The organism is Arthrobacter sp. cf158, from assembly GCF_900106835.1.
GTDB lineage: Bacteria > Actinomycetota > Actinomycetes > Actinomycetales > Micrococcaceae > Arthrobacter.
Map to the genome: position 1 here is coordinate 352,013 of NZ_FNNR01000006.1, position 21,857 is coordinate 373,869.

At 63.6% G+C, this 21,857-nt stretch carries 22 protein-coding genes; 11 read left to right on the top strand and 11 right to left on the bottom strand.

Annotated elements, in window-relative coordinates; translation table 11 throughout:
* The first annotated feature begins 13 nt into the window (after positions 1 to 13).
* Genes BLW08_RS14570 through BLW08_RS14585 form a run of 4 tightly spaced genes read left to right on the top strand, consistent with a single transcriptional unit; the run spans position 14 to position 5,903 of the window.
* A complete protein-coding gene (locus BLW08_RS14570) occupies positions 14 to 1,702 on the top strand; it encodes an AMP-binding protein (protein WP_091325944.1) in 1,689 nt (562 codons plus the stop codon).
* A 15-nt stretch (positions 1,703 to 1,717) separates the two neighbouring features.
* Positions 1,718 to 4,108 (top strand): bifunctional salicylyl-CoA 5-hydroxylase/oxidoreductase, encoded by a 2,391-nt coding sequence (locus tag BLW08_RS14575; protein ID WP_091325946.1) that lies wholly within the window; start codon positions 1,718 to 1,720, stop codon positions 4,106 to 4,108.
* Between the two features lie 2 nt (positions 4,109 to 4,110).
* Entirely contained in the window at positions 4,111 to 5,469 is a 1,359-nt protein-coding gene (locus BLW08_RS14580) for an MFS transporter (RefSeq protein WP_090821844.1), read from the top strand.
* Positions 5,470 to 5,477: 8 nt separating this feature from the next.
* A complete protein-coding gene (locus BLW08_RS14585; RefSeq protein WP_090821842.1) occupies positions 5,478 to 5,903 on the top strand; it encodes an acyl-CoA thioesterase in 426 nt (141 codons plus the stop codon).
* Here the strand turns inward: BLW08_RS14585 and BLW08_RS14590 are convergent.
* A complete protein-coding gene (locus BLW08_RS14590) occupies positions 5,881 to 6,684 on the bottom strand; it encodes a VOC family protein (RefSeq protein ID WP_091325949.1) in 804 nt (267 codons plus the stop codon). The two genes, BLW08_RS14585 and BLW08_RS14590, sit on opposite strands and share 23 nt — an antisense overlap.
* Before the next feature lie 107 nt (positions 6,685 to 6,791).
* On the opposite strand from BLW08_RS14590, the gene BLW08_RS14595 reads away from it, so the two are divergent.
* Positions 6,792 to 7,691 carry a PaaX family transcriptional regulator gene (locus tag BLW08_RS14595; RefSeq protein ID WP_254779875.1) on the top strand — a complete coding sequence of 300 codons (900 nt, stop codon included), beginning with the start codon at positions 6,792 to 6,794 and terminating at the stop codon, positions 7,689 to 7,691.
* Positions 7,692 to 7,742: 51 nt separating this feature from the next.
* Here BLW08_RS14595 and BLW08_RS14600 read toward each other — a convergent pair whose 3' ends face one another.
* Together BLW08_RS14600 and BLW08_RS14605 are read right to left on the bottom strand one after the other, a co-directional pair.
* Positions 7,743 to 8,525, bottom strand: a complete 783-nt coding sequence (locus BLW08_RS14600; RefSeq protein WP_175538710.1) for a VOC family protein — start codon at positions 8,523 to 8,525, stop codon at positions 7,743 to 7,745.
* Positions 8,526 to 8,743: 218 nt separating this feature from the next.
* On the bottom strand, positions 8,744 to 9,385 hold the full coding sequence (locus BLW08_RS14605; protein WP_090821838.1) for an NADPH-dependent F420 reductase: 642 nt from the start codon (positions 9,383 to 9,385) through the stop codon (positions 8,744 to 8,746).
* 114 nt (positions 9,386 to 9,499) lie between these two features.
* Between BLW08_RS14605 and BLW08_RS14610 the strand changes: the two genes are divergently transcribed.
* Positions 9,500 to 9,781 (top strand): hypothetical protein, encoded by a 282-nt coding sequence (locus BLW08_RS14610; RefSeq protein ID WP_254779876.1) that lies wholly within the window; start codon positions 9,500 to 9,502, stop codon positions 9,779 to 9,781.
* Positions 9,771 to 10,472, top strand: coding sequence for an HAD family hydrolase (locus tag BLW08_RS14615; RefSeq protein ID WP_090821836.1), 702 nt, complete (start codon positions 9,771 to 9,773; stop codon positions 10,470 to 10,472). Before BLW08_RS14610 ends, BLW08_RS14615 begins: the two co-directional genes overlap by 11 nt.
* 6 nt (positions 10,473 to 10,478) lie before the next feature.
* On the opposite strand, the gene BLW08_RS14620 is transcribed toward BLW08_RS14615, so the two are convergent.
* Positions 10,479 to 11,090 (bottom strand): NADPH-dependent FMN reductase, encoded by a 612-nt coding sequence (locus tag BLW08_RS14620; RefSeq protein WP_091325951.1) that lies wholly within the window; start codon positions 11,088 to 11,090, stop codon positions 10,479 to 10,481.
* A 187-nt stretch (positions 11,091 to 11,277) separates the two neighbouring features.
* Here BLW08_RS14620 and BLW08_RS14625 point away from each other — a divergent pair, with 187 nt between their 5' ends.
* The 4 genes from BLW08_RS14625 to BLW08_RS14640 all read left to right on the top strand — a co-directional run bounded on the left by BLW08_RS14625 (position 11,278) and on the right by BLW08_RS14640 (position 14,679).
* The gene (locus BLW08_RS14625) at positions 11,278 to 12,486 is read left to right on the top strand and encodes a Re/Si-specific NAD(P)(+) transhydrogenase subunit alpha (RefSeq protein WP_091325953.1); all 1,209 of its coding nucleotides are present in this window, start codon (positions 11,278 to 11,280) and stop codon (positions 12,484 to 12,486) included.
* Positions 12,486 to 12,818, top strand: coding sequence for an NAD(P) transhydrogenase subunit alpha part 2 (locus BLW08_RS14630; RefSeq protein WP_090821829.1), 333 nt, complete (start codon positions 12,486 to 12,488; stop codon positions 12,816 to 12,818). Before BLW08_RS14625 ends, BLW08_RS14630 begins: the two co-directional genes overlap by 1 nt.
* Complete coding sequence (locus BLW08_RS14635) at positions 12,815 to 14,188, top strand: NAD(P)(+) transhydrogenase (Re/Si-specific) subunit beta (protein ID WP_091325954.1); 1,374 nt, start codon at positions 12,815 to 12,817, stop codon at positions 14,186 to 14,188. Before BLW08_RS14630 ends, BLW08_RS14635 begins: the two co-directional genes overlap by 4 nt.
* A gap of 143 nt (positions 14,189 to 14,331) precedes the next feature.
* Positions 14,332 to 14,679 (top strand): hypothetical protein, encoded by a 348-nt coding sequence (locus BLW08_RS14640; protein ID WP_091325957.1) that lies wholly within the window; start codon positions 14,332 to 14,334, stop codon positions 14,677 to 14,679.
* Positions 14,680 to 14,700: 21 nt separating this feature from the next.
* On the opposite strand, the gene BLW08_RS14645 is transcribed toward BLW08_RS14640, so the two are convergent.
* The 7 genes from BLW08_RS14645 to mscL form a co-directional block, all read right to left on the bottom strand.
* On the bottom strand, positions 14,701 to 15,435 hold the full coding sequence (locus BLW08_RS14645) for a maleate cis-trans isomerase family protein (RefSeq protein WP_091325958.1): 735 nt from the start codon (positions 15,433 to 15,435) through the stop codon (positions 14,701 to 14,703).
* Between the two features lie 8 nt (positions 15,436 to 15,443).
* Positions 15,444 to 16,898 carry an amidohydrolase family protein gene (locus BLW08_RS14650; protein ID WP_091325960.1) on the bottom strand — a complete coding sequence of 485 codons (1,455 nt, stop codon included), beginning with the start codon at positions 16,896 to 16,898 and terminating at the stop codon, positions 15,444 to 15,446.
* 29 nt (positions 16,899 to 16,927) lie between these two features.
* Positions 16,928 to 17,743 (bottom strand): aspartate/glutamate racemase family protein, encoded by an 816-nt coding sequence (locus BLW08_RS14655; protein ID WP_091325962.1) that lies wholly within the window; start codon positions 17,741 to 17,743, stop codon positions 16,928 to 16,930.
* Positions 17,740 to 18,423 carry a GntR family transcriptional regulator gene (locus tag BLW08_RS14660; RefSeq protein WP_091325964.1) on the bottom strand — a complete coding sequence of 228 codons (684 nt, stop codon included), beginning with the start codon at positions 18,421 to 18,423 and terminating at the stop codon, positions 17,740 to 17,742. Before BLW08_RS14660 ends, BLW08_RS14655 begins: the two co-directional genes overlap by 4 nt.
* Before the next feature lie 104 nt (positions 18,424 to 18,527).
* On the bottom strand, positions 18,528 to 19,877 hold the full coding sequence (locus BLW08_RS14665) for an MFS transporter (protein WP_254779877.1): 1,350 nt from the start codon (positions 19,875 to 19,877) through the stop codon (positions 18,528 to 18,530).
* A 356-nt stretch (positions 19,878 to 20,233) separates the two neighbouring features.
* Positions 20,234 to 21,145: an ACT domain-containing protein gene (locus BLW08_RS14670; protein ID WP_091325965.1), complete on the bottom strand. Its 912-nt coding sequence runs from the start codon at positions 21,143 to 21,145 to the stop codon at positions 20,234 to 20,236.
* 244 nt (positions 21,146 to 21,389) lie between these two features.
* Positions 21,390 to 21,854, bottom strand: a complete 465-nt coding sequence (gene mscL, locus BLW08_RS14675) for a large conductance mechanosensitive channel protein MscL (RefSeq protein WP_090821813.1) — start codon at positions 21,852 to 21,854, stop codon at positions 21,390 to 21,392.
* Positions 21,855 to 21,857: the final 3 nt, after the last annotated feature.

Genomic DNA, 21,857 nt, shown 5'->3' on the forward strand with positions numbered 1-21,857 from the left:
GAAAGGAACGGCCATGAGCATGACGCCATCGGCCCACGTGGACACGTTCACCCGCCACCACCTGCCGCCCGCCGATACCTGGCCTGCGCTTGAATTCACCCTTCCCGAACTCCATTACCCCGAGCGGCTCAACGCTGCCGCAGTGCTGATCGACGACGCTGTCGAACAGTTCGGCGCAGACCGTCCCGCATTGTGGACCCCTGATGGCACCGTCTGGACCTACGGTCAGCTCCAGACGCGCTCAAATCAGGTGGCACAGGTTCTTACCGAGGACCTCGGCGTACAGCCCGGCAACCGAGTGCTGCTGCGGGGCCCCAACAACCCGTGGATTGTCGCGGCCTGGCTCGGCGTATTGAAGGCCGGTGCCGTAGTGGTCACCACCATGCCTATGCTGCGATCCAGCGAGGTGGCCACCCTGATCCAGCTCACCAAGCCGGCCGTGGCCATCTCTGACCACCGGTTCGTGGACGAACTCGCGATTGCCGCGGGGGATGACGTCACCGTGCTGACGTACGGAGCAGGCAACGGATTCGACGACGACGGCGACCTCGCATCGCGCTGCGGGCACAAGAGCGGCAAGTTCACGGCTGTGGACACGGCCGCAGACGACGTTGCCCTGCTGGGTCCGACGTCGGGCACCACCGGCGTACCCAAGGTGACCATGCATTTCCACCGGGACATCCTCGCCAATGCTGACACCTTCGCCCGGTACATCCTGCAGCCAACAGCCGACGACGTCTTTGCCGGTTCGCCGCCGCTTGCCTTCACGTTTGGGCTTGGGGGACTGGTGGTCTTCCCGCTAAGGTTCGGCGCGTCCTCGCTCCTGACCGAAAAGGCGGGCCCCGTAGAGCTGGCTGAGTACGCGTCAGCCGCCGGAGCCACCATCCTCTTCACGGCCCCCACGGCCTACCGGGCCATCCTCAAGGAAAAGCGCGGTGACCTCCTCCGCGGCCTGCGCATGGCCGTCTCTGCGGGTGAACACCTTTCCAAGGAAACCTGGGAAGCCGTGCATGAGGCAACGGGTTTGCGGTTGGTCAACGGGATTGGCGCCACGGAGATGCTGCACGTCTTCATTTCCGCAGCGGGGGACGATATCCGCCCCGGAACAACCGGCCGCGCGGTGCCGGGATTCCGGGCCACCATCCTGGACGACGACGGCAACGAACTCGGTCCGGGCAACATTGGACGCTTGGCCGTCATTGGCCCCACGGGCTGCCGCTACCTGGACGATCCCCGGCAAGCCAACTACGTGGTCCGTGGCTGGAACGTCACCGGCGATACGTTCTCCATGGACGCCGACGGGTACTTCACCTACCAGGCCCGCTCGGACAACATGATCGTCTCCTCCGGCTACAACATCGGTGCGCCCGAGGTTGAAACGGCCATCGATCAGCACCCGGACGTCGTGGAAAACGCGGTCATCGGGATCCCGGATGAGGAGCGCGGCAGCATCGTCTGCGCGTTCATCGTCCTGCGCGAAGGCGTCACTGGCGATGCCGGGAAGCGCAAGGAAATCCAGGACTTCGTGAAGCAGACCATCGCCCCGTACAAGTACCCGCGGGATGTTCGCTTCGTCAATGAACTGCCCCGTAATCCCAGCGGCAAACTCCAGCACTTCAAGCTCCGCGACAAGGTCCTCTCGCAGGACAAAACCGGGAGCCAGACCGAACAACTTACCCCCGCCGGCCAGAGCCAGGCCTGAGAAGGAGCAACACCCATGAAAATTGCAATCGTTGGAGGCGGCCCCGGCGGCCTGTACTTCGCAGCACTCATGAAGCAGCTGGACCCGTCACACGACATCACTCTCTGGGAACGCAACGCTGCCAGCGACACCTTTGGCTTCGGCGTCGTGTTTTCCGATGAGACACTGGGCGGCATCGGCAACGCCGATCCCGTGGTGGCCGAGTACATGAGCCGCCGCTTTGCCCGCTGGTCTGATATCGACATCCACTTCCGCGACCAGATGATCACGGTAGGCGGTCAGGGCTTCGCCGCCATGAGCCGCAAGGAACTGCTGGAGCTGCTGCAGCGCCGCTGCATCGAACTCAACGTGGACGTGCGATTCAGTACCCTCGCCCCGGCCATCGAGGAACTCGAAGCCAACTACGATCTTGTGCTTGCAGCTGACGGCATCAACTCGCAGATCCGGGCCACGTACGCCGATTCCTTCAAACCGGACCTTGATCCGCGCACCAACAAGTTCATGTGGCTCGGCACGGACCAGGTGTTTGAGGCCTTCAAGTTCTTCGTGAAGGAAACTGAGTGGGGCGTCATGCAGATCCACGGTTACCCGTACTCGGACGAGGGTTCCACGTTCATCGTGGAAATGCACCAGGACGTGTGGCACGCGGCAGGATTCGACCAGACCGCCAACGAGGTCTTCCCTCCGGGCGTTTCGGATGAGAAGGCCATCGCCAAGATCCGTGAGATCTTCGCAGAAGAGCTGAACGGCTTTGAGGTCCTCACCAACAACTCCAAGTGGATCAACTTCACCACCGTCCGCAATGAGAGCTGGCGACACAACAACGTGGTGTTGCTGGGAGACGCCGCCCACACGGCACACTTCTCCATCGGTTCGGGCACCAAGCTCGCCATGGAAGACTCGCTTGCCTTGGCTGCGTGCCTGCACGAGCACGCTGACGTTGAGTCGGCACTGGCTGCCTACGAGGCAGAGCGCCGCCCCGTGGTGGCTTCCACCCAGCGCGCGGCACAGGCATCGCTTGAATGGTTCGAGCGGATCGGTCAGTACAAGGATCAGGACCCTACGCAGTTCGCGTTCAACCTGCTCACCCGCAGCCGCCGCATCACGCAGGAAAACCTGCGCCTGCGCGATCCTGAGTTCGCCGACGCCGTGGACCGCCACTTTGCATCGTCGCAGGGACTGAGCGAGGTGGCTCCGGCCATGTTCCAGCCGTTCCGCATCGGCGGGCTGGAGCTGAAGAACCGGATTGTGGTTTCCCCCATGGACATGTACTCCGCCACGGATGGTGTTCCGGGCGACTTCCACAAGGTCCACCTCGGTTCCAAGGCCCTGGGCGGTGCCGGCTTGGTGATGACCGAAATGGTCTGCGTCTCCGAATCCGGACGTATTACTCCTGGCTGCAGTGGCCTGTACACGGATGAGCAGCGGGACAGCTGGAAGGAAATCGTGGACTTCGTCCACAGCCGTTCCACCGCCAAGATCGGTGCCCAACTGGGCCACTCAGGCCGCAAGGGCTCCACCAAGCTCATGTGGGAAGGCATCGACCAGCCCCTCGAGTCCGGCAACTGGACCGCCGTCGGTCCTTCCGCCCTGCCGTACAGCGCTGAGAACCAGACCCCCGTGGAGCTTGACCGCGCGGGCATGGACGCCATCAAGGCGGAGTTCGTCGCGTCAACGGTCCGTGCCGAGGAGGCAGGCTTCGATCTCCTGGAGATCCACGCCGCCCACGGCTACCTGCTCTCCTCCTTCCTTTCGCCGGTGTCCAACAAGCGGACCGACGAATACGGTGGCAGCTTGGAGAACCGGCTGCGGTTCCCGTTGGAAGTGTTCGACGCCGTTCGCGCGGCCTGGCCTGCCGACAAGCCTGTAACCGTGCGCATCTCCGCCACCGACTGGATCGAGGGCGGCAACACCTCCGACGATTCTGTGGCCATCGCCGCGGCCTTTGTTGAGCACGGTGCTGCCGGCTTGGATGTTTCCACCGGACAGGTGGCCAAGGAAGAGAAGCCCGCTTTCGGCCGCAGCTACCAGACGCCGTTCGCCGACCGCATCCGTCAGGAAGTTGCCGCACCGGCAGGCGTGGCTGTCATCGCCGTCGGCGCCATCTCCAGCTACGACGACGTGAACTCCATCCTCCTCGCGGGCCGTGCCGACCTCATCGCACTGGGGCGCACGCACCTTTATGATCCCCAGTGGACCCTGCACGCAGCGGCCGAACAGGAATACCAGGGGCCGGGCGCCCAGTGGATTCCACAGTTCCGTGCCGGCCGCCGGAAACCTCCGAGCTCACGCACGGACGCCGTTCGTCCCCGTCTGTCCTTGCTGAAGGAAGCGGACATTGAAGAGGTCAACACCCACCTTCGCTGGACTCCCGAGTCCGCCGCTGCATCGGTTTTGGTGAAGTAGCCATGGCCACCGCACCAGTCAATAACTGGAACGTGCCCAAGAAGACCACCGGCCTGGTGTTGTTCTGCTGCTGGCTTGCGATCCTCGCCGAAGGTTATGACGTTGGCGTTCTCGGAGCCGTCCTCCCGGCCTTGGCCGAGTATAAGGAATGGAACCTCAGCCCGCTGGCTTTGGGCGGACTGGGATCATATGCCCTGATCGGCATGCTTATCGGAGCCCTATTCATTGGCACACTGAGCGACCTCGTGGGGCGCAAGAAGATGCTCCTGGCTTCCATGGTCATCTTCACCCTCACCCAAGCGGGCGCCGCCTGGGCTCCGACGCCCGAACTGTTCGGCCTGTTCCGCCTCATTGGCGGCTTGGGCATGGGCGGTGTCATCCCCGTGGCCGCAGCCCTGACCATTGAGTACTCGGCCCCGAACAAGCGCTCCTACAACTACGGCCTGATGTACTCCGGCTACTCGCTGGGCATCGTGGCAGCCGCGCTGGCCGCACTGTTTGTCCTGCCAGTCGGTGGATGGCGCGCTGTGATCGCCATCGGTGCCGCACCGGTGGTCCTGCTCCCCATCATCTGGAAGTTCCTCCCTGAGTCCCTCGAATACCTGGAGTCAAAGGGGCGCAAGCCTGAGGCGAAGGCTTTGGCTGCCAAACTGCAGATTGTGGACTACCGGCCCGTGGTCCCGGTTGCCCCTTCGGGTGCGCAGGTTGCCGATCCCTGGTGGAAGACCATCACCACCATGTTCTCGCGCAAGTACCTGCGGTCCACCGTGTTCTTCTGGATCTCGCTCTTCTGTGGCCTGGTGCTGGTCTATGGCCTGAACACCTGGCTGCCGAGCATCATGAAGAAGGCCGGCTACGACCTCGGCTCGTCCCTGACGTTCCTCCTGGTCTTCAGCCTCGCGTCCGCCATCGGTGGCCTTCTCCTGGGCCGCGCCGCTGACAAGTACGGCAAGAAACTCATCCTGGTGGTCTTCTACATTCTGGGCGGCCTGGGCATCATGCTGCTGGTCTTCCCCAACACCATGGTGGTGAACCTGCTGTTCGTGGCCTTCGCCGGGGTAGGTTCCATCTCCACGTCCTTGGTCCTGACCGGCTACATCGCCGACTACTACCCGGCCAAGGTCCGCGGCACGGCAACGGGCTGGGCGTTGAGCTTCGCCCGGCTGGGTGCCATTTCCGGTCCGTTGATCGGTGGCTGGATTGCGGGTTCCAAGCTGCCTTTCGAGGCCAACTTCGCCATCTTTGCAGGTATCGCAGTACTTGCAGCCGGTGCAGTGGCGATGATTCCGAAGCCGCAGCCCGAGGTGCCGCTCCTGGCATCCAGCGCTGATCCGGATGACGCCGCCGTCAGTGCCCGCTAAGGAGAATCGTGGGTAGGTTTCCGGAGGCGTGCGTTGAGCGCACCGTTGAATGGGTGGACACGGACGCCTCCGGACACCAGCACAATTCGGCCATCCTGCGCTGGGTGGAGGCTGCGGAAGCCGAGCTGTTCCGAAAGCTGGAGTTGCCGGACTATTTCCCCAGCGCTCCCCGCGTCCAGCAAGTTATCAATTACAAGGCCAAGCTGTGGTTCGGCCAGCGCATCACCGCCATGGTGAAGATCCACGCGCTTGGCCGGACCTCGCTGACGCTCGCCTTTGAGGTGATGTCCGACGCCGGTGCGGTGGCCGCCTACGGGACGGTCACCACGGTGCACGTCCCCCACGGCACTACCTCGGCGCAGCCCTGGCCGGAGCATCTGGTCCGCGCGATCACAGGTGGGCAGGCTGGGCCTACGCCTCTACGAGCTGGCTGATGGCGAGTACTCCGCCGGCCGGGTCTGCCAGAACTGCGTTCCGGAAGCCAGGGGCGTCCGTTGGCGGCATCAGCAGAGAACCGCCGAGCTCGATGACCCGATGGGAAACAGCATCGGCATCGGACACCTGAACGTTGACTGCCCAGTGGGGTGGCACTCCTGTCCCGGGGACAGCCAGTGTCGCTACGGCGACAACGTCATCCGGCAAGGTTGGGTGGGTGGCCCGCCGGGTGCTGCCAGCCAAGCGCCACAGTCCCACGTCCGTGCCGGGCTCCATGTCAAGCCGCCAACCGAAAACCGTTCCGTAGAACGTCTCCGCACCGGCCATGTCGGGCGTGTGCAGGGCACTCATCTGCCAAGCGCCGGGCGCATCGACGATTTCAGCGACGGTGGGGGCGCTGCCTTCACGCACTCCAAACGGCGCGCCACTGGGATCGGCAAACAGCGCCGTGCGCTCACCTTTGCCCCCGTTCTCAGTGCCGGTGTCCAAAGGCCCGGCCAGTATGCTTCCGCCGGCCTCGCCGATAAGAGCCGCTGAATGGTCGAGGTCCGCCACGAGGAAGTACGTGGCCCACACGCCGCGATCGAGCATTGCAGGCGCTTGCCCAACACCGGCTACGCGTCGTCCCTCGAGCCGCGCAACGCGGGAGCCATCCGGTGATGCATCCTCGAACGTCCACCCGAACAATGAACCGTAAAAGACTTCGGCCTTTCTCACGTCAGGCTGAAGTGACTCCACCCAGCAGGGTGCTCCCACAGGGTAGGCTGGCGCATCGGTCATGGCGGGACCTCCAGGAATAAGTGCCGGGACGCCGCTCAGCCTACGCCTGCCTCCCCGGATCCCGCACCTATGATGAACTGGACTGGCGCCTGTTGTGCGGCGCGGAAATGAGGATCCTTTCGATGTTCGCCGTCCCGGCACCCCCGGTGCGCCACCAGCAGCTGCTCGTCACGATCTTCGGCCTCTACGGCCGGAACGCGGGCGATGCTTTGCCGGTTTCTGCGCTGATCTCCATGCTGGGTTCGCTCGGTTACGACGCCCCTGGCGTGAGGTCCTCAGTGTCCAGGCTCAAGGCCAAGGGTGTGCTGAAGAGTGTCCGCGAGGGCGGGATCGCCAAGTACAAAATTTCGGAGTCCGTCAGCGATGTATTCCGCGAAGGCGACCGGCGGATTTTTGCGCCCGAACAGCCTGCGCCGGTGGATACATGGGTGCTGGCCGTGTTTTCCGTGCCGGAATCCCTGCGTAATCGCAGGCACCAGTTGCGTTCCGAGCTGTCCGGACTGGGGTTTGGCTCTGTTGCCAACGGCGTCTGGATCGCGCCCGCTCACAAGCTGGACCAGGCCCGGGAGCGCCTCACAGCGAGTGGATTGATCGAGTTCGTGGACCTGTTCCGCAGTGACTACGTTTTCGACGGACCCATGCGCCCCAAGATTTCCGAATGGTGGGACCTCAAGGAACTCGATGAGCAGTTCACCGAGTTCCTCGAGCTATACAGCGGGGCCGGGCAGCAGTGGACGGAGCGGGTTGGTGACGATCCTGACGTTGCCCTTGCCGAGTCCACTGAAGAGCTGCGGCGTGACGCTTTCCGCTACTACATTCCGATGCTCACCATGTGGCGACGGTTCCCTTACCGGGACCCGAACTTGCCCACCGATTACCTCCCGCCGGACTGGCATGGTCCAGCGGTGCGCAGGACTTTCCAGGCAGTTCATCGCTTGGCGTCGCCCCTTGCCGCCGCCCACGCCCACGAGGTCATCGCCGAGGCCCTGGATCCGGCGGCAGCCTGACTTTTCCCGGCAGGCAGTGCCCCCGGCTATTCGCTGGTGCGGCGCCCCCGGCTACTCGCTGGTGCGGGGTGCGTCGATGATGCCGAAGACTTCACCCTGCGGCGCCCGGACAATTGCCATGCGTCCCAGCGGGCTGTCGGCAACGGGCCCCAGGAGCGTGGCTCCAAGTTCCACGGCGCGGGTGGCAGTACCCTCCACGTAGTCGCTGGCGAACCACGTCATCCAGTGGTTGGGCACGTCCTCGGAAAGCTCCGCATCGTGGTGGATTCCGCCAACTTCGCGTCCGTCCAGTGGCCTTCTGATGGTGGAGTAGACCAGGCCTTCCTCAGTGACGTCCTGGTAGCTGACATCGAAGGCCTGGGCGTAAAAGGAGCGCGCCCCTGTGTAGTCGCGGGTGTGGAGCTCATTCCAACACAGCGCGCCGTGCTCATTGACGCGCTCCGCGCCAATGTGATTGCCGGCCTGCCACACTCCGAAGACTGCACCGACTGTATCCATGGCCAAAGCCATGCGGCCGGAGTCCATGACGTCGAACGGGGAGGCAATCAGCTGCCCGCCGGCCGCAACCACCTTCTTGGCCGTGGTGTCGACGTCGTCCGATGCCAGGAATGTGGTCCATACGGTGGGCATGGCAGGGTCCTGCTTGGGGCCGAGCCCAGCCACGGCACGCCCATCGACGTGCGCCAGCAGGTAATCCCCGGAGTCCTGGCCGCCGGAGACGTAGTCCCAGCCGAAGAGATCGGAGTAGAAGGCCTTCGCCGCTTGGAGATCATCGATGCCGAGGTCCACCCAGATGGGTGTTGCAGCGGGCCAGTTTGAGATTTTGGTGGACACGGGACTCCTCGGGTTCAGGGCTCTAAGGGGCAGCTGCCTCCCCGGATGCCCTATGCGCCGGGCATCTGAGGAGGCAGCCATCCATACAGTGCGCGCTGGATCGGATTCGTGACACGGTTTTGCACCAGAAATTCGAGGTGTCCCGCTATGCGAAAAGCACCCCCAAAATAGGACGGCGGGCAAGCGTAAGGCGCTTGCCCGCCGTCGTGCGTTGTTGTTTAGACGGTGCGTGGCGCTTTGGCGAGGTTGTCCCGCAATTCGTCGGCGTTCTGGCGGATGACGTAGGCGGGGCGGTCGCGCTCCACGCGCCAGCTGTCCTCGAGCGGGCCGATGTTGACGGTGTCAAAGCCGAACTCGTCATACAGCCTGGTCACCAGGTCCGCGGCTTCAGGGAAGTCGCTTGACGTGGCCAGTGCGCGGCGGTTGGGGGTGCCGGCGGGCGCGCCGTCGGTGGTGATGTCCTTGGCGAAGATGTGGTTGAAGCCCTTGGCCACCTTGGAGGTGGGCAGATGCTTCTGGAGGAGCCCGGATGTGGTTGCCTCGCCGTTATCCAGTTCCGGGATGCGGCCGTCGCGCTCCCAATAGTAGTTGTTGGTGTCGATGACGATCTTGCCTTCGAGCGGCTCCGTGGGGATGCTCTGGTAGTTCTTCAAAGGAACGGTCACGACGGCGAAATCGCCCGCCGCTGCTGCCTCAGCCGCCGTGGCGGCCCGGGCACGCGGCCCAAGTTCTGCGACCAGCCCGCTGAGGGTTTCGGGGCCCCGCGAGTTGCTGATGACGACGTCGTAGCCTAGTTCGACGGCCTTTCGTGCGACCTGGCTGCCAATGTGTCCTGCACCGATGATTCCGATTGTTGTCATGCCCATGCCAACAACAAGTTGCAGACGCCTATTTCCCGCGTTACGCAATATTTCGAACGGGCCTATACTAAGTAGTCTTACTATATGGTGTGTCATCGAGGCGAGGAGGTTGGAGTGGCCGGTCATTTGGAACTGGTGGAAACCCCCGACGGAGGATTTCGCATCCTGGTGTTGGATAGCGGGGACGCATTGATGGGTCTCTCTAAACGCTACGCCTCCTTGGACGAAGCCATAGAGGGAGTAGCGGCCATGCGGGATGTTGCGGGAACAGGGCTGCTCCGCACGGGATCCGCCGAACGGTATGCGCTCCTGGTGATGGAGGAACCTGTCAACGACCCTGCGCCTGCGCCGCAGGGTGTACGGTCTCAAGCAAAGGTGGTAGGCCATGGAAGCTGATGCAGCACAGAAGAAGCGCGGAGTCCTGTTCGATGTGGACGGGACGCTCATCGATTCCAGTTACTTCCACGCCTTGGCGTGGTGGCAGGCCTTCCGGCGCGAAGGGCTGGACATCGAGATGTCCGCCATCCACCGACGTGTAGGCATGGGAGGCGACAAACTCATCCAGAGCCTGATACCTGATTGCCCCCGGGACATGCAGGAGGACCTGAAATCAGCCCACGGCGCCGTGTTCTCAACTTTCTGGCCCACGCTGCGGGCTTTCGACTCGGCCCGCGACCTCTTGGCTGCGTGCTCCGACGCCGGGCTGGCCGTGGGGCTGGCGTCATCGGCGCAGGATCGCGACCTGGAGGTGAGCCGCCACATCCTGGACGCCGGTTCCTCCATCGACGCGTGGACGAGCTCCAACGATGCTGACGAAAGCAAGCCCGCACCGGACATCCTGGAGGCCTGCCTGGAGAAGCTCGGGCTCAACCCGGAGGATGTCGTTTTTGTTGGCGATGCCGTCTGGGACGTGAAAGCCGGTGCGGCGATCGGTGTTCCCGTCGTTGCCCTGACCTGCGGTGGAATCAGCGAGGCTGAGCTGCGCGAGGCTGGTGCCGCGGAAGTTTATGACAATCCGCGGCACCTGTTGGAGCACCTGGAATCCAGCATTATTGGAAAGCTGGCGGCGGGAACGCTGAACCCCTGATTTCGACTAGCGGTTCAGCTTCTCTGCATCGGGCTCCTGGTCGCCAATGTGGCCCGGTGCGTTGGCGGCAAGGACGCGCTGCACGAACGCGCTGTATTCCTCCATGTAGTGCCGCAACAGCCCGGCTGTACCTTGGTCCTTAACTGAACCGTCGGCGTCGTACGCGTCCGCCACGAAGCGGATATACGCCTCAGGCGCGTTCAACTGGGGCGCGTCGAGGAAGCTCAGCACGCTCCGCATGGACGACTGCATCACGGCCGTTCCAATACCACCCGGCGATGCGCCGATGATTCCTGTGGGCTTGCGGGCGAAGGAATTGGTACCCCAGGGGCGTGAACCCCAGTCGATGGCGTTCTTCAGGGCGCCGGGGATGGAACGGTTGTATTCGGGGGAGACAAACAGAATTCCATCCGACGCCGCGATGGCGTCCTTCAGTTCCCGGCCGGCCGGCGGGAAATCTGCGTCGTAGTCCGAGCTGTAGAGAGGGAGATCCTTGATGGCGATCTCATGGAACTCCAGCTCTGGCGGCGCGACGCTGATCAGCGCCTTGGAGAGGATCCGGTTGATGGAAGTACTTGAGAGGCTTCCAACGAAATAGCCGATTTTGAACGTGTCCATAGCGGCGTTCCTTCCCGACGGCACGGCCGGAACCGGCTCGTCGACGGTGCGGTGGCTGGTTGCCCCCAGCTCCCATCGACCCTAATGGACTTGTACACATAGCGCAGCCCCCTACTCCCGCCCGGACCCCCGCGGTCATAGACTCATGCCAACTGGTTTCTGGGGAGTTCCGGAAGAGGGGTGGCGGGTGAAAGCAGGCATAGCGCGCGAGGCGCTCGACGGTGAGCGACGTGTGGCCGCGACGCCGGAAACGGTCAAACAATTGGCCGGTTTGGGACTGACGGTGGAAGTCGAGTCCGGCGCCGGGCTGGCCGCCGGCCACAGCGACGATGATTACCGGCAGGCCGGAGCCTCACTGGTTCAGTCCTTGGACCTCGGCATGCTGGATGTCTACTGCCACGTGCGCCCCATGGAACCGTCGACGGCGGGGGCTCTCCGCCCGGGTTCGGTCACCGTGGGCCTGGGGTCGCCGTCGTCGGAGTTGCCCACCGTGCGGGCACTCGCCGCCGGCGGGATCACATCCTTTGCACTGGAACTTGTCCCACGGATATCGCGCGCCCAATCCATGGACGCACTGACCTCCCAAGCGTTGGTGGCCGGCTACCGGTGCGTTCTGGAAGCTGCCATGCGGCTGCCAAGGTTCTTCCCGCTGTACATGACGGCAGCCGGAACCATCCCGCCCGCCCGGGTGCTGGTGTTGGGGGCCGGCGTGGCCGGCCTGCAGGCGATCGGAACAGCGAAGAGGCTTGGTGCCCGGGTTTCGGCCAACGACATCCGGCCCGCTTCGGCAGACGAGGTGGCGTCCATGGGAGGAACGTTCATCAAGCTGGATCTGGAGACAGCTGAAGCATCAGGCGGGTACGCACGGGAACTGAGCGCGGACAGGGGCGCGCTGCAACGGGCACTATTGACGCCGCACGTCGCGCAGGCTGATGTCCTGATCACCACTGCCGCTGTTCCGGGCAGGCGCGCACCGCTCCTGGTGAGCCGGGAGATGGTGCAGGGCATGCGCCCGGGATCCGTGGTGGTGGACCTGGCGGCCGAGTCCGGCGGCAATGTGGAAGGGAGCATCCCGGGGCAGGATATTCCCATCCCCACCGGCGACGGCCAGGGCGTTGTGACGTTGGTGGGGATCAAAGACCCAGCCTCGGCAATGCCGGCGGACGCGTCCCGCCTCTATGCCAAGAACGTCGCGAATTTGCTGACCCTCATGACCCGTGACGGCGTGGTGTCCCCGGACTTTGATGACGAAGTTGTGGCCGGCACCTGCCTCACCCACAATGGCGAAGTACGGCATGCGCCCACAGCGGAGGCACTCGCGGCGCTCGCTGGTGACACGGCCTTGGGGGTTGCTCCGTCCGGGCGTCCCCAGCCCGGACCTGAAGGAGTGCGCTGATGGATGGCATGAGCCTGCTGACGATCACCGTGCTGGCTGTTTTTGTGGGCTTCGAAGTTGTTTCCAAGGTTTCCAGCACCCTGCACACGCCGCTCATGTCCGGAGCGAATGCCATCCACGGCATCATTCTGGTGGGGGCCATCATCGTGGCCGGACAGGCTGCCGATCCGTGGGTGTTGGCGGTGGCCCTGTTCGCGGTGGTCCTGGCCACGGCCAACCTGGTGGGCGGGTTCGTGGTGACAGACCGCATGCTGGAGATGTTCCGCGGAAGGCAACGGCCGCCGTCGAACGTTGATGCGGTGGAACCCGGGGCTAAGGAGCGCCGCCAATGACGCTGCTCAATCCCACCTGGACGGCTCTGCTGTACCTGGCCGCGGCAGCCTGCTTCATCCTGGCCTTGAAGGGTCTGAACTCACCACGGACGGCCAGGCGGGGAAACCTCATTGGGGCATTTGGTGCCCTGCTGGCGGTGGTGACGGTGTTTGTATCCGTGAAACTGGACAACATTCCCTGGATTCTCGGGGCGATTGTGGTGGGATCGGGCGTGGCTGCCCCTGTGGCCCGTCGGGTGCACATGACGCAGATGCCCCAACTCGTTGCCCTGTTCAACGGTGTGGGCGGCGGCGCCGCTGCTCTGGTGGCGTTGCTTGAGCTGCCGCATACAGGGGACGCCTGGGTCCGTGTAGCTATCGTCTTCACTTTGCTGGTGGGGGCGGTCTCGTTCGCCGGATCCGGTGTGACTTTTGCCAAACTCCAAGGGCTGATGACCACCCGCCCGGTGACGTTCCCCGGACTGCCTGCACTGATGGCCCTGGTGCTGCTGGCCGCGGTGGGAGCCGGCGTGATGGTGATCTTGAACGGTTGGCTGGCGTTGGCCTTGGTGCTTCTGGTGTTGGGCCTGGTTTCCGGCATCCTCCTGGTCCTCCCGGTGGGCGGCGCTGACGTACCGATCGTCATCTCGCTCCTGAACGCGTTCACCGGGTTGGCCGTCGCGGCGTCGGGGTTGGTGCTGGGGAATGTCCTCCTGGTGGTTGCCGGAACATTGGTGGGAGCATCCGGAACCATCCTCACGCGTGCCATGGCTGCGGCTATGGGGCGCAGTGTTGCCGGCATCATGTTCGGCGCCTTCAAGGGCGGATCCACCGCGGGCTCCACGGCCGTGAGCGAGCGGCCGGTCCGTTCGTCCAGCGCAGAGGACGTGGCAGTGCTCCTCGGCTATGCGCAGCGCGTGATCATCGTCCCGGGATACGGCCTTGCCGTCGCGCAGGGGCAGCACACCGCGGCAGAGCTGGCTCTGGCTCTGGAAGCGAGGGGGATTGATGTGGACTTCGCCATCCACCCGGTGGCAGGCCGGATGCCAGGGCACATGAACGTCCTGCTGGCCGAGGCCAATGTGCCGTACGAGTCGCTGAAGGAAATGAGCGAGATCAACTCCGAGTTCAAGACCACTGATGTTGCCCTGGTGGTGGGAGCCAATGATGTTGTCAATCCTGCCGCCAAGACAACCTCCGGCTCACCGATCTATGGGATGCCCATCCTGGAGGTGGCCGACGCCCGGCAGGTGGTGTTCCTCAAACGCTCCATGCGGCCGGGGTTTGCCGGGATTGAGAATGAGCTCCTGTACGAGCCGCAGACCACTCTCTTGTTTGGCGATGCCAAGGACTCGTTGACCAAGGTGCTGGGGGCGGTCAAGGGGCTGTAGTTGACGCCCGCGCAACAACATCCTGGGTGAACCCCGTCAGTCCGGCCGACGTCTGTCCGGGGCTTCCGGGGCGGTCCGTGATGGTCCTATGCTGGGCTGCACAAAGTGCCCATGCCGAACCGCCCCACCAGCGAGGTTGCGCCATGACCGTGAAACTCAACAAGAAGGCTTTCGACCACGCGAAGCAGCTGATCCGCAACGGCAAGGTGGTCAAGGACACCCGTGATGACTGGAGCGAGCATGCTCCCACCACCAAGGATGAGAACGCGTTTCTGGAAAAGCATGGGCATGCCGAGTATTCCAAGTGGTTTCTTGGTGTGGACGACGAACACCCCGACGATCAAAAGGGCCACTACAAATTCCCGATTGGTGACTTCAAGAAAATCCACCGCTGCGGTGTTGTTTCCGCCGAGAGCAGGGCCGGTCAGTATGACTACGACGATATTCGTGATGCCTTGGGAAAGCTTCTGGAAAAGGTGGACGAAAGCTGACGCGGCACCGGCTACCGGGCCTTACACAGGGTCCGCCAGCAACCGTCCCCATTTCGGGTCAAGCAAAGGAGCGCCAGCCAGCTTCAGCGCATGCCACAGCGTGACCGCGACGGAGTCGAGCACTGGAACGCCCGTGCGTGCCTCTACCTCGGCGGTGATATTGGCGCCGTACAAATTGGTGCACAGATAGACCAAGGCATCCGGGTGCGAAGCCGCCAGTTCAAGGGAACCTGGAAGCATCTCGTCATTGGTGACTCTGGCGAAGGACTCGTTATCGCTGAGATCCAGATGGCGGTGGTCGATAGTCTTGACTCCCTCGCGGCCGTATGAGCCAATCACGGCTTCATTCACATCCGCGGTGTAGGGCGTGAACAGCCCGATCCTCTCAGTGCCGAAGGCAGCGAACGCCTCAAGGTAGGCGAGCGTGGACGTTGTAGCCGGGATTCCCGTGGCCTCGGTGATCTCGCGGGCCACTGCGTGGTCATGCGCAGCGCCCAGCCATGATCCTGAGGTCCCATTCCAAGCGATCACGTCCACATTCGCCGTGGCCAACAGCTCGGCGGCGGCACGCATGACGGACGAATCGAACTGCTTGTCGGAGGAATCATCCAAGGCAATGCGGGTGACAGGAATGCGCGCTGAGTGGATGGTGACATCGCGGCGATCGCCGAGGATCCGGTAGCTCTGCGGCTCAAGGCAGGTATTGGACGACGGCACGATCATGCCAATGCGGGTGGGGCGGTTCTCTGAAGGCATGGTGGCTCCTAGGCGGTGGCAGAAGCGGCAGTGACAGACGCCGCATGAGTGGTCAGAGGTTCGGCAAGGGCATCGCGATGCTCAATGAAACCGTTCCGGGCTACGAAGCGCCCCACTGCACCGGGATCATGGAAGCCACTGTCGTCGAGGACCACCCGTCCGGCAGAGACAACCACGGCAGGCCAGCCGTTCAGCGTCTTCCCCTCGAAAGGCGAGAAATCAGTCCCCATGTGCAGCGCGCCGCCGTCGACCGTTCGCTGTCTGGCGGGATCGAAGATCACCAGGTCGGCATCGAATCCCTCCACGATTGCGCCCTTGCGCGGCAGCGCGTTGATCCGAGCTGGGCCGGCGGAGAACACCTCAACAAAGTCCTCCACCGAACCTCCGGATTCGGTCACCAAGGCCGTGAAGGCCACAGGCATGCGGGTCTCCACGCCGGGCAGCCCGTGCGGCATGTACCGGACGTCGTCTGTGCGCTCACGTTTCTGCGAGAGGTCATAACAGGAGTGGTCCGAAGAGACCGTGTGGATGGCTCCGGCAGCGAGGCGCTCCTTCAGCGCGGCCACCGTTTCGGGGCTGCGCATGGGCGGGCAGCAGGCGTACCACTCCGGGAAGGCAGAACCGTAGACGGTGTCATCCAAGGTCAGGTAGTGCGGGCATGTCTCGGAGTAGGCCTCCTGTCCGCGCTCGCGGGCCTCGGTCACCAGATCCACGGCACCGGGCGTTGACTGATGCACAAAGTACACGGGCGCTCCGGTGTACTCGGCCATGGCCAGGGTCTCCTGGACGGAGACCTCCTCGGCGAGTTCGGGCCGGGTACGGTGCAGGTGCTCAATGCCGATGCGGCCATCAGAAGCGTGCTGTTCGGTGCAGTCGGTAATGATGGCATCGTGCTCGGCATGGATGTATGTGAGGCCGTCCAGACGCACCATTTCCCGCATGACCTTCAGGACGGTGTCCCCATCGGCCATGGTGGAGCCGCGGTTGGTGGTGTACATCTTTACCGAACGGACGCCCTCTGCAGCGAGCTGCTCCAACTGCCACGGCACGGTCTCGTCCCAGCTGACCACTGATCCGTGCAGGGCAACGTCGCAGCGCGACTCGGTGGCCAGGCGCTTCTTGTTCAGCACAGCGTCGAGCGGAGTTTCCTGGGCGTCGCGCGGAATTCCGAAGTCGACGATGGTGGTGGTGCCACCCCACAGAGCTGCTGTTGAGGTGGTCCGGTAGTCATCCAGCGTGCGGAAGCGGCCGGTCACCTGCGCCACGTGGCAGTGGCCATCCACGCCTCCGGGGATGACCAGCTTGCCGGACGCGTCCACGGTTTTGACGGCGGCGGGGACAGCCTCAGCGGCGTCGACGATCCGGGTGATCCGGCCTCCGTCCAGCACCACGTGGGCTGGCTGCCGGCCGAAGCTGTTGACCACGGTTCCGTGGGCAATGACGAGATCTGGGAGTTGGGACATCGTTGTCCTCCTTTTGTTCTTGAAGGTTTCTAGACAGTGGCAGGGCGGTGAGCCGACTGCGCGACGGCCAAAGCGGCGTCGAGGTTATCCGACAGGCCACGGCGTGCCTTGACAGGGGGAGCGGCGAACGAGCCACTGCGATGGGTTCCCGAGCGGAGTGCCACCACGGATTCGGTCATGCGGATGCCGGCCGATATGCCGTCCACAACAGGCACGGGGATCTGTCCTTCCAGCTCGCGGGCAAGTCCGGCCAATGGGGCGCCTGCCAGGATGACGACGTCGGCGCCGTCTTCCTCGACGGCCCTACGGCTGAGCGCCAAAAGGGTTTCCCGGAAGTCAGCCTGTACTGAGCCGATGGAGTTCAGGCTCTGGTTAATGGAGCGGATGGAAGCCAGCCGGCCGCCAAAACCGAACCGCTCAACGCAGTCCAGGTACCAGGCTTGGATACGGTCCGAGATGGCGATGATGGAGAAGCGGTGGCCTTGCAGTGCTGCTGCGCACAGGGCCGCTTCAGTGATGCCGATGACCGGAACACCGACCAGCTCTTTCAGAGCAGGCATGCCAGGATCCCCGAACGCAGCCACGATGACGCCGTCCACCGGGCCACCGCCAGCGGCGGCGTCGTGCGGGAGGCCGGTGCCGGCGTCGTGCGCGTACTCGGCGATCAGTTCTGCGACCGCACCCGCGGCGATTAGGGACTCGAAGCGCGTTTCGATGTACTCGACGCCGTATGCAGCAGTCCGGACGATCAGCTCGGTATCCGGTCCTGCAGACCTTTGGGCTTCGGCCTGGATCAGAGCGGTGACGTCGTCACTGATGTTGGGGTTGATGACCAGGAGTTTCATGGTTTCTTCCGTTGCAGCTTGGGCTCGGTTGCGCTGGAATCCTGCGGGAACTGTTCGCGGTATTTGCCGATGTGCGACGCCGATTGGGCGGCTGCGCGGTCCGGATCGCCGCTGGCGATGGCGGCGTAGAGGTCGCGGTGTTCCTGGATGAGTTCCGGGAGGTCGCTTACGTGGCGGAAAAGCCAGTGCATGCGTCCCTGCAGGGGTTCCAGTGCGGAGCGGAGAAAGTCGTTGTTGGCGATGCGCGTGATGGCATCGTGGAATTCGCTGTTGGCGCGGTGCGCTTCCAGGATGGAGCCTTTGGCCAGGCAGCGATCGGCCTCGTCCAAGAGGCCTTGGAGATACTCGAGGTCACCCGGGGTGGCTCGTTTGGAGGCCAGCCGGCAAGCCAGGACCTCAAGGGATTGGCGGACATCGAACAGATCTTCCACGTCCTTGGGGCTCAGCCCGCTGACTTCAGAGCCGCGCCCGGCACGGTCCCTGATCAGTCCTTCCTGACGGAGCATGCGGAGTGCTTCGCGGATGGGAAGGCGGGAGACGTTGAATTCTGCGGCGAGATCGCGTTCCACCAACCGGGTGCCGGGCGCATAGTGCCCCTCGAAAATCCTTGAACGGAGCGTGTCACGCACTGACTCCCGGAGGGGGCGGTCAGCGTTCTTCGTGTCTTCTGCGGCTAGCATGTACAGCTCCATTTCGTGATGTGTGAGGCAGTGCACCCGGCCACCCGGCGGGCGTCCGGCAGTCGGGCGGTTCAGGACCCTCCGGCCGGACCGGTCTGTGCGAGTTAGACCGGGAGTCGCTTGTTGTAATCCAGGGCCAGCACCGAGACGCCCATGACCACTGCGGATCCAACAAAGTACAGCAATGCCCAGGTGTAGGAGCCGGTGGCTCCGACAATCAGGCCTACCACAATCGGCGTGACGAATCCGGCAATGTTGCCACTGAAGTTCATGGCACCGCCCAGGACGCCGGCGTTGGTCCGGCCGCCAAGGATGGACGGAATGGACCAGAAGAGGCCAACCCAGCGCAGGAAGAACAGGACTACCGAGAGAAGCACGACGGCGGTGATCGGGTCTGCGACCACGGTGACACCTACCAGCCCACCCACCACGACGACGCTGGAGATGCCCAGCAGCGTACGCATGACGCGGTTGGCGGATGCGCCGGAGGCCCGCCACTTGTCTGCAATGATGCCGCCAAGGATTTCACCGACGAAGCCCGCGCCGAAGATGACGAACGTGGACCAGCCAATGGTCTTCAGATCGAAGCCCTTGGCCTGGGCCAGGTACAGCGGGCCCCAGGTCAGCAGCCCGTAGAAGACCCCATTGAAGCCAAGCCATCCGAAGCACATGGCCCAGAAGGACCGGAATTTCAAGTAGGGAAGGAGCGCACGCTTGCCTTGGGCGCCTTCCTTCGCGGCCTCGGCGTCGTCCTCGGCGTGGGAAGCCTCAATGTAGGCTGCTTCGGCCTCATTGACGCCTTTGTGCTGGCGGGGGTTGTCGCGGATGTACCACCAGACTGCCAAACCCATGAGGATGGTAGCGGCGCCGGCGATGATGAAGGACATCCGCCAGCTGCCGGTGGAGGCGATCAGCCAGGTGATGAGGATGCCGCCCAGGCCTGCACCCAGGGGAGCTCCGGCGTCGAGAATAGTGGCGCCGCGGCCACGTTCCTTCTTGTGCATCCAGATGGCGTTGAGCTTGCCGCCGGCGGGCATGACACCTGCCTCGGTGACGCCGATACCCAAACGGGCAATGAACATGCTGAGGAAGCCACCAGCGAAACCGGAGGCGGCCGTGGCCGCGCCCCAGCCGATGCAGGAGGCGGTGACCATTTTGCGGGGGCCGAACTTATCGATCAGCCAGCCGACCGGGATTTGCATGAGGGCGTAAGTCCAGAAGAAGGCTGACAACAAGAGCCCTACGAGCTCAGGTGGCAGGTTGAATTCCTTCTGGATGATGGGCAGGGCCACGGAGATGGATCCGCGGTCGATGTAATTGACTGCGACGAGGACCAGAAGCAGGATGAACAGCTTCCAGCGGACGTTCGTGCGTCGCTGCACGCCGTCCTTGCCGGAGGTTGGCTCGTTTTCCTGGGTTTCCTCGGTTGCCAGTTGGGTGTTTTGGGGAGACACAGCTTCTCCTTCATTAGGAGTCAACGGGATGGAATGTCTTTTGGGGGGATGAGCCGGGCGGGATACCGCTGCAGCCTGACCCGTGCCGGCGGCAACTGTTGCGGTCCCTGCTCATCGATGGAGCGGGATCACAGCCGGAAGCGGATCATTTGGGATCCCGTTTTGGGATCCCAAAAACAAAGGTAGATGTGACCCGGCACACTGTCAAGGGGTTTGGTATACAGATCCTAAAAACCACATGTGACTGTTCCTGCTGTGATTCCTACGGCTTTTTTGCAATGGCAGGCCAGACCCCGGCGTTTCATTACGAAACGTCGGGTTTTGCTGGAGTAAACCTGAAAGGAGCGGTGCCTCGGCTAGCCGCGGGAGCCCTCCGTTGCTGCAGGACTGTATGCCAAAATTTCGGCGAGCTCAGCCAGCCGATGCGCTCGCGCCGATTCCGCCGGGCTGAACGGCTCGCCTGGACGGGAGAAGATCAGCGGCCCATGCCAGGCAGTCGGGATCTTGAGGATGTCGGTTGAGGGCCCGACGCCGGTAGTCACCCCGGGTGCCGGGCCTTCCGGGTCCGTCGCCACAACTTTTGCGGAAAGCAGCTCGGCGACAGCCATGGGAAGTTCCTGCGGATTCCCGGCGACCCGGGCGGCGAGGCTCAGCGCCTTGGTTTGGCCGTCTGCCATGGCCAAAGCAGTGGTGGGCCAGACATGGGACTCATGCCCGCCGCCGTCGTGCAGTGCTTTTAGCAGTTCCTGCTCGGTGACATTGCCCGGTGCGGAGAGAACGAACTCGTCCATGACCCCTTCACCGGCACCTGTCTGGGCGGAGAAGCCCGCGTGAGTTGAGCCGGTTCCGGTCATCGGATGGATATGAAGACTGAGGATATTGGCGTCCAACTTGGCGAGGGACAGCGTGACCTTCTGCAGGGACCCTGGCTGGTCCAACAGAACGGTCCGGGCGCGCCACAGGGCAGGAGCGAGGTGCAGTGTGCGCCGCTGACGGAGCGCCGGCGCGTGCAGCCAGCGTCGGAGGACCTTGGCAGCGGACGGCTCAGCCACCCAGATGACCAATACCGTGGCGGTGACTGCCAGCAGCAGGACCTTGGCCACGTAGGGCAGATGGGTTCCAACCACAGCTGCATGGACCAGGAGTTCGATGGGAAGCATGACCGCGATGTTGGCGAGGGTGAGCCGGGCCTTGGGCGGTTCGGGCAGCTGACCGCAGACATCACAAAGGAGGTCCGCGGTAACGGGAGTGCTCGGCGTGGGCTTCATATGTTCATGCTGCCTTGCCCCTGTTTCAGGCCGGTTGCCCTGCGGTCACGTTCCGGGGACAGGCAGGTTTCCGCGGACAGGACTATTTCCGCAGAGGGCGACCGCTCCTTCCCAGTTGGTGCGCGCGGGGCCGGGCCGGAACCGCAAGAACCCGGCGTTCTCGCGGGGAGAACGCCGGGCTCAGGTCAAGCAACTGGGAAGGAACGCTCGCGACGAGCTTTCCGGTCTGGATGAGCTTCCCGTTTTAGCGGGTGCGGTCGGAATCCAGGTCTGAGTCGAGTTCCGAGATGTTGTTTGTGTCGCGCTGGGCGGCAGCTTCCTTCAGGAGGTCGCGGATTTCGGCCAGCAGTGCTGTGTCAGCAGGCAGCGGCTCTTCCTCCGGCTCCTCGGTGGAGAGGCGCTCCTTCACCAGGGAGTTAATCTTGTTCATCGGCGCCACGAAAATGAAGTACACCACGGCTGCAGTGATGACGAAGGTCACCAGGGCCGTCAGGACGGAGCCGAAATCAACGAACGTCGCTGGGTTGTTCTCCCAGATCTTGAAGCCCAGTCCTTCGGCGTTCATGCCGCCGGCCGCCGCGATGACGGGGTTGATGATGTGGTTGGTAAAGGCTGCCACAAGGGCGGTGAAGGCACTGCCGATGACTACGGCAATGGCCAGCTCGATCACGTTGCCGCGAAGTATGAAGTCCTTGAAACCCTTAAACATGGA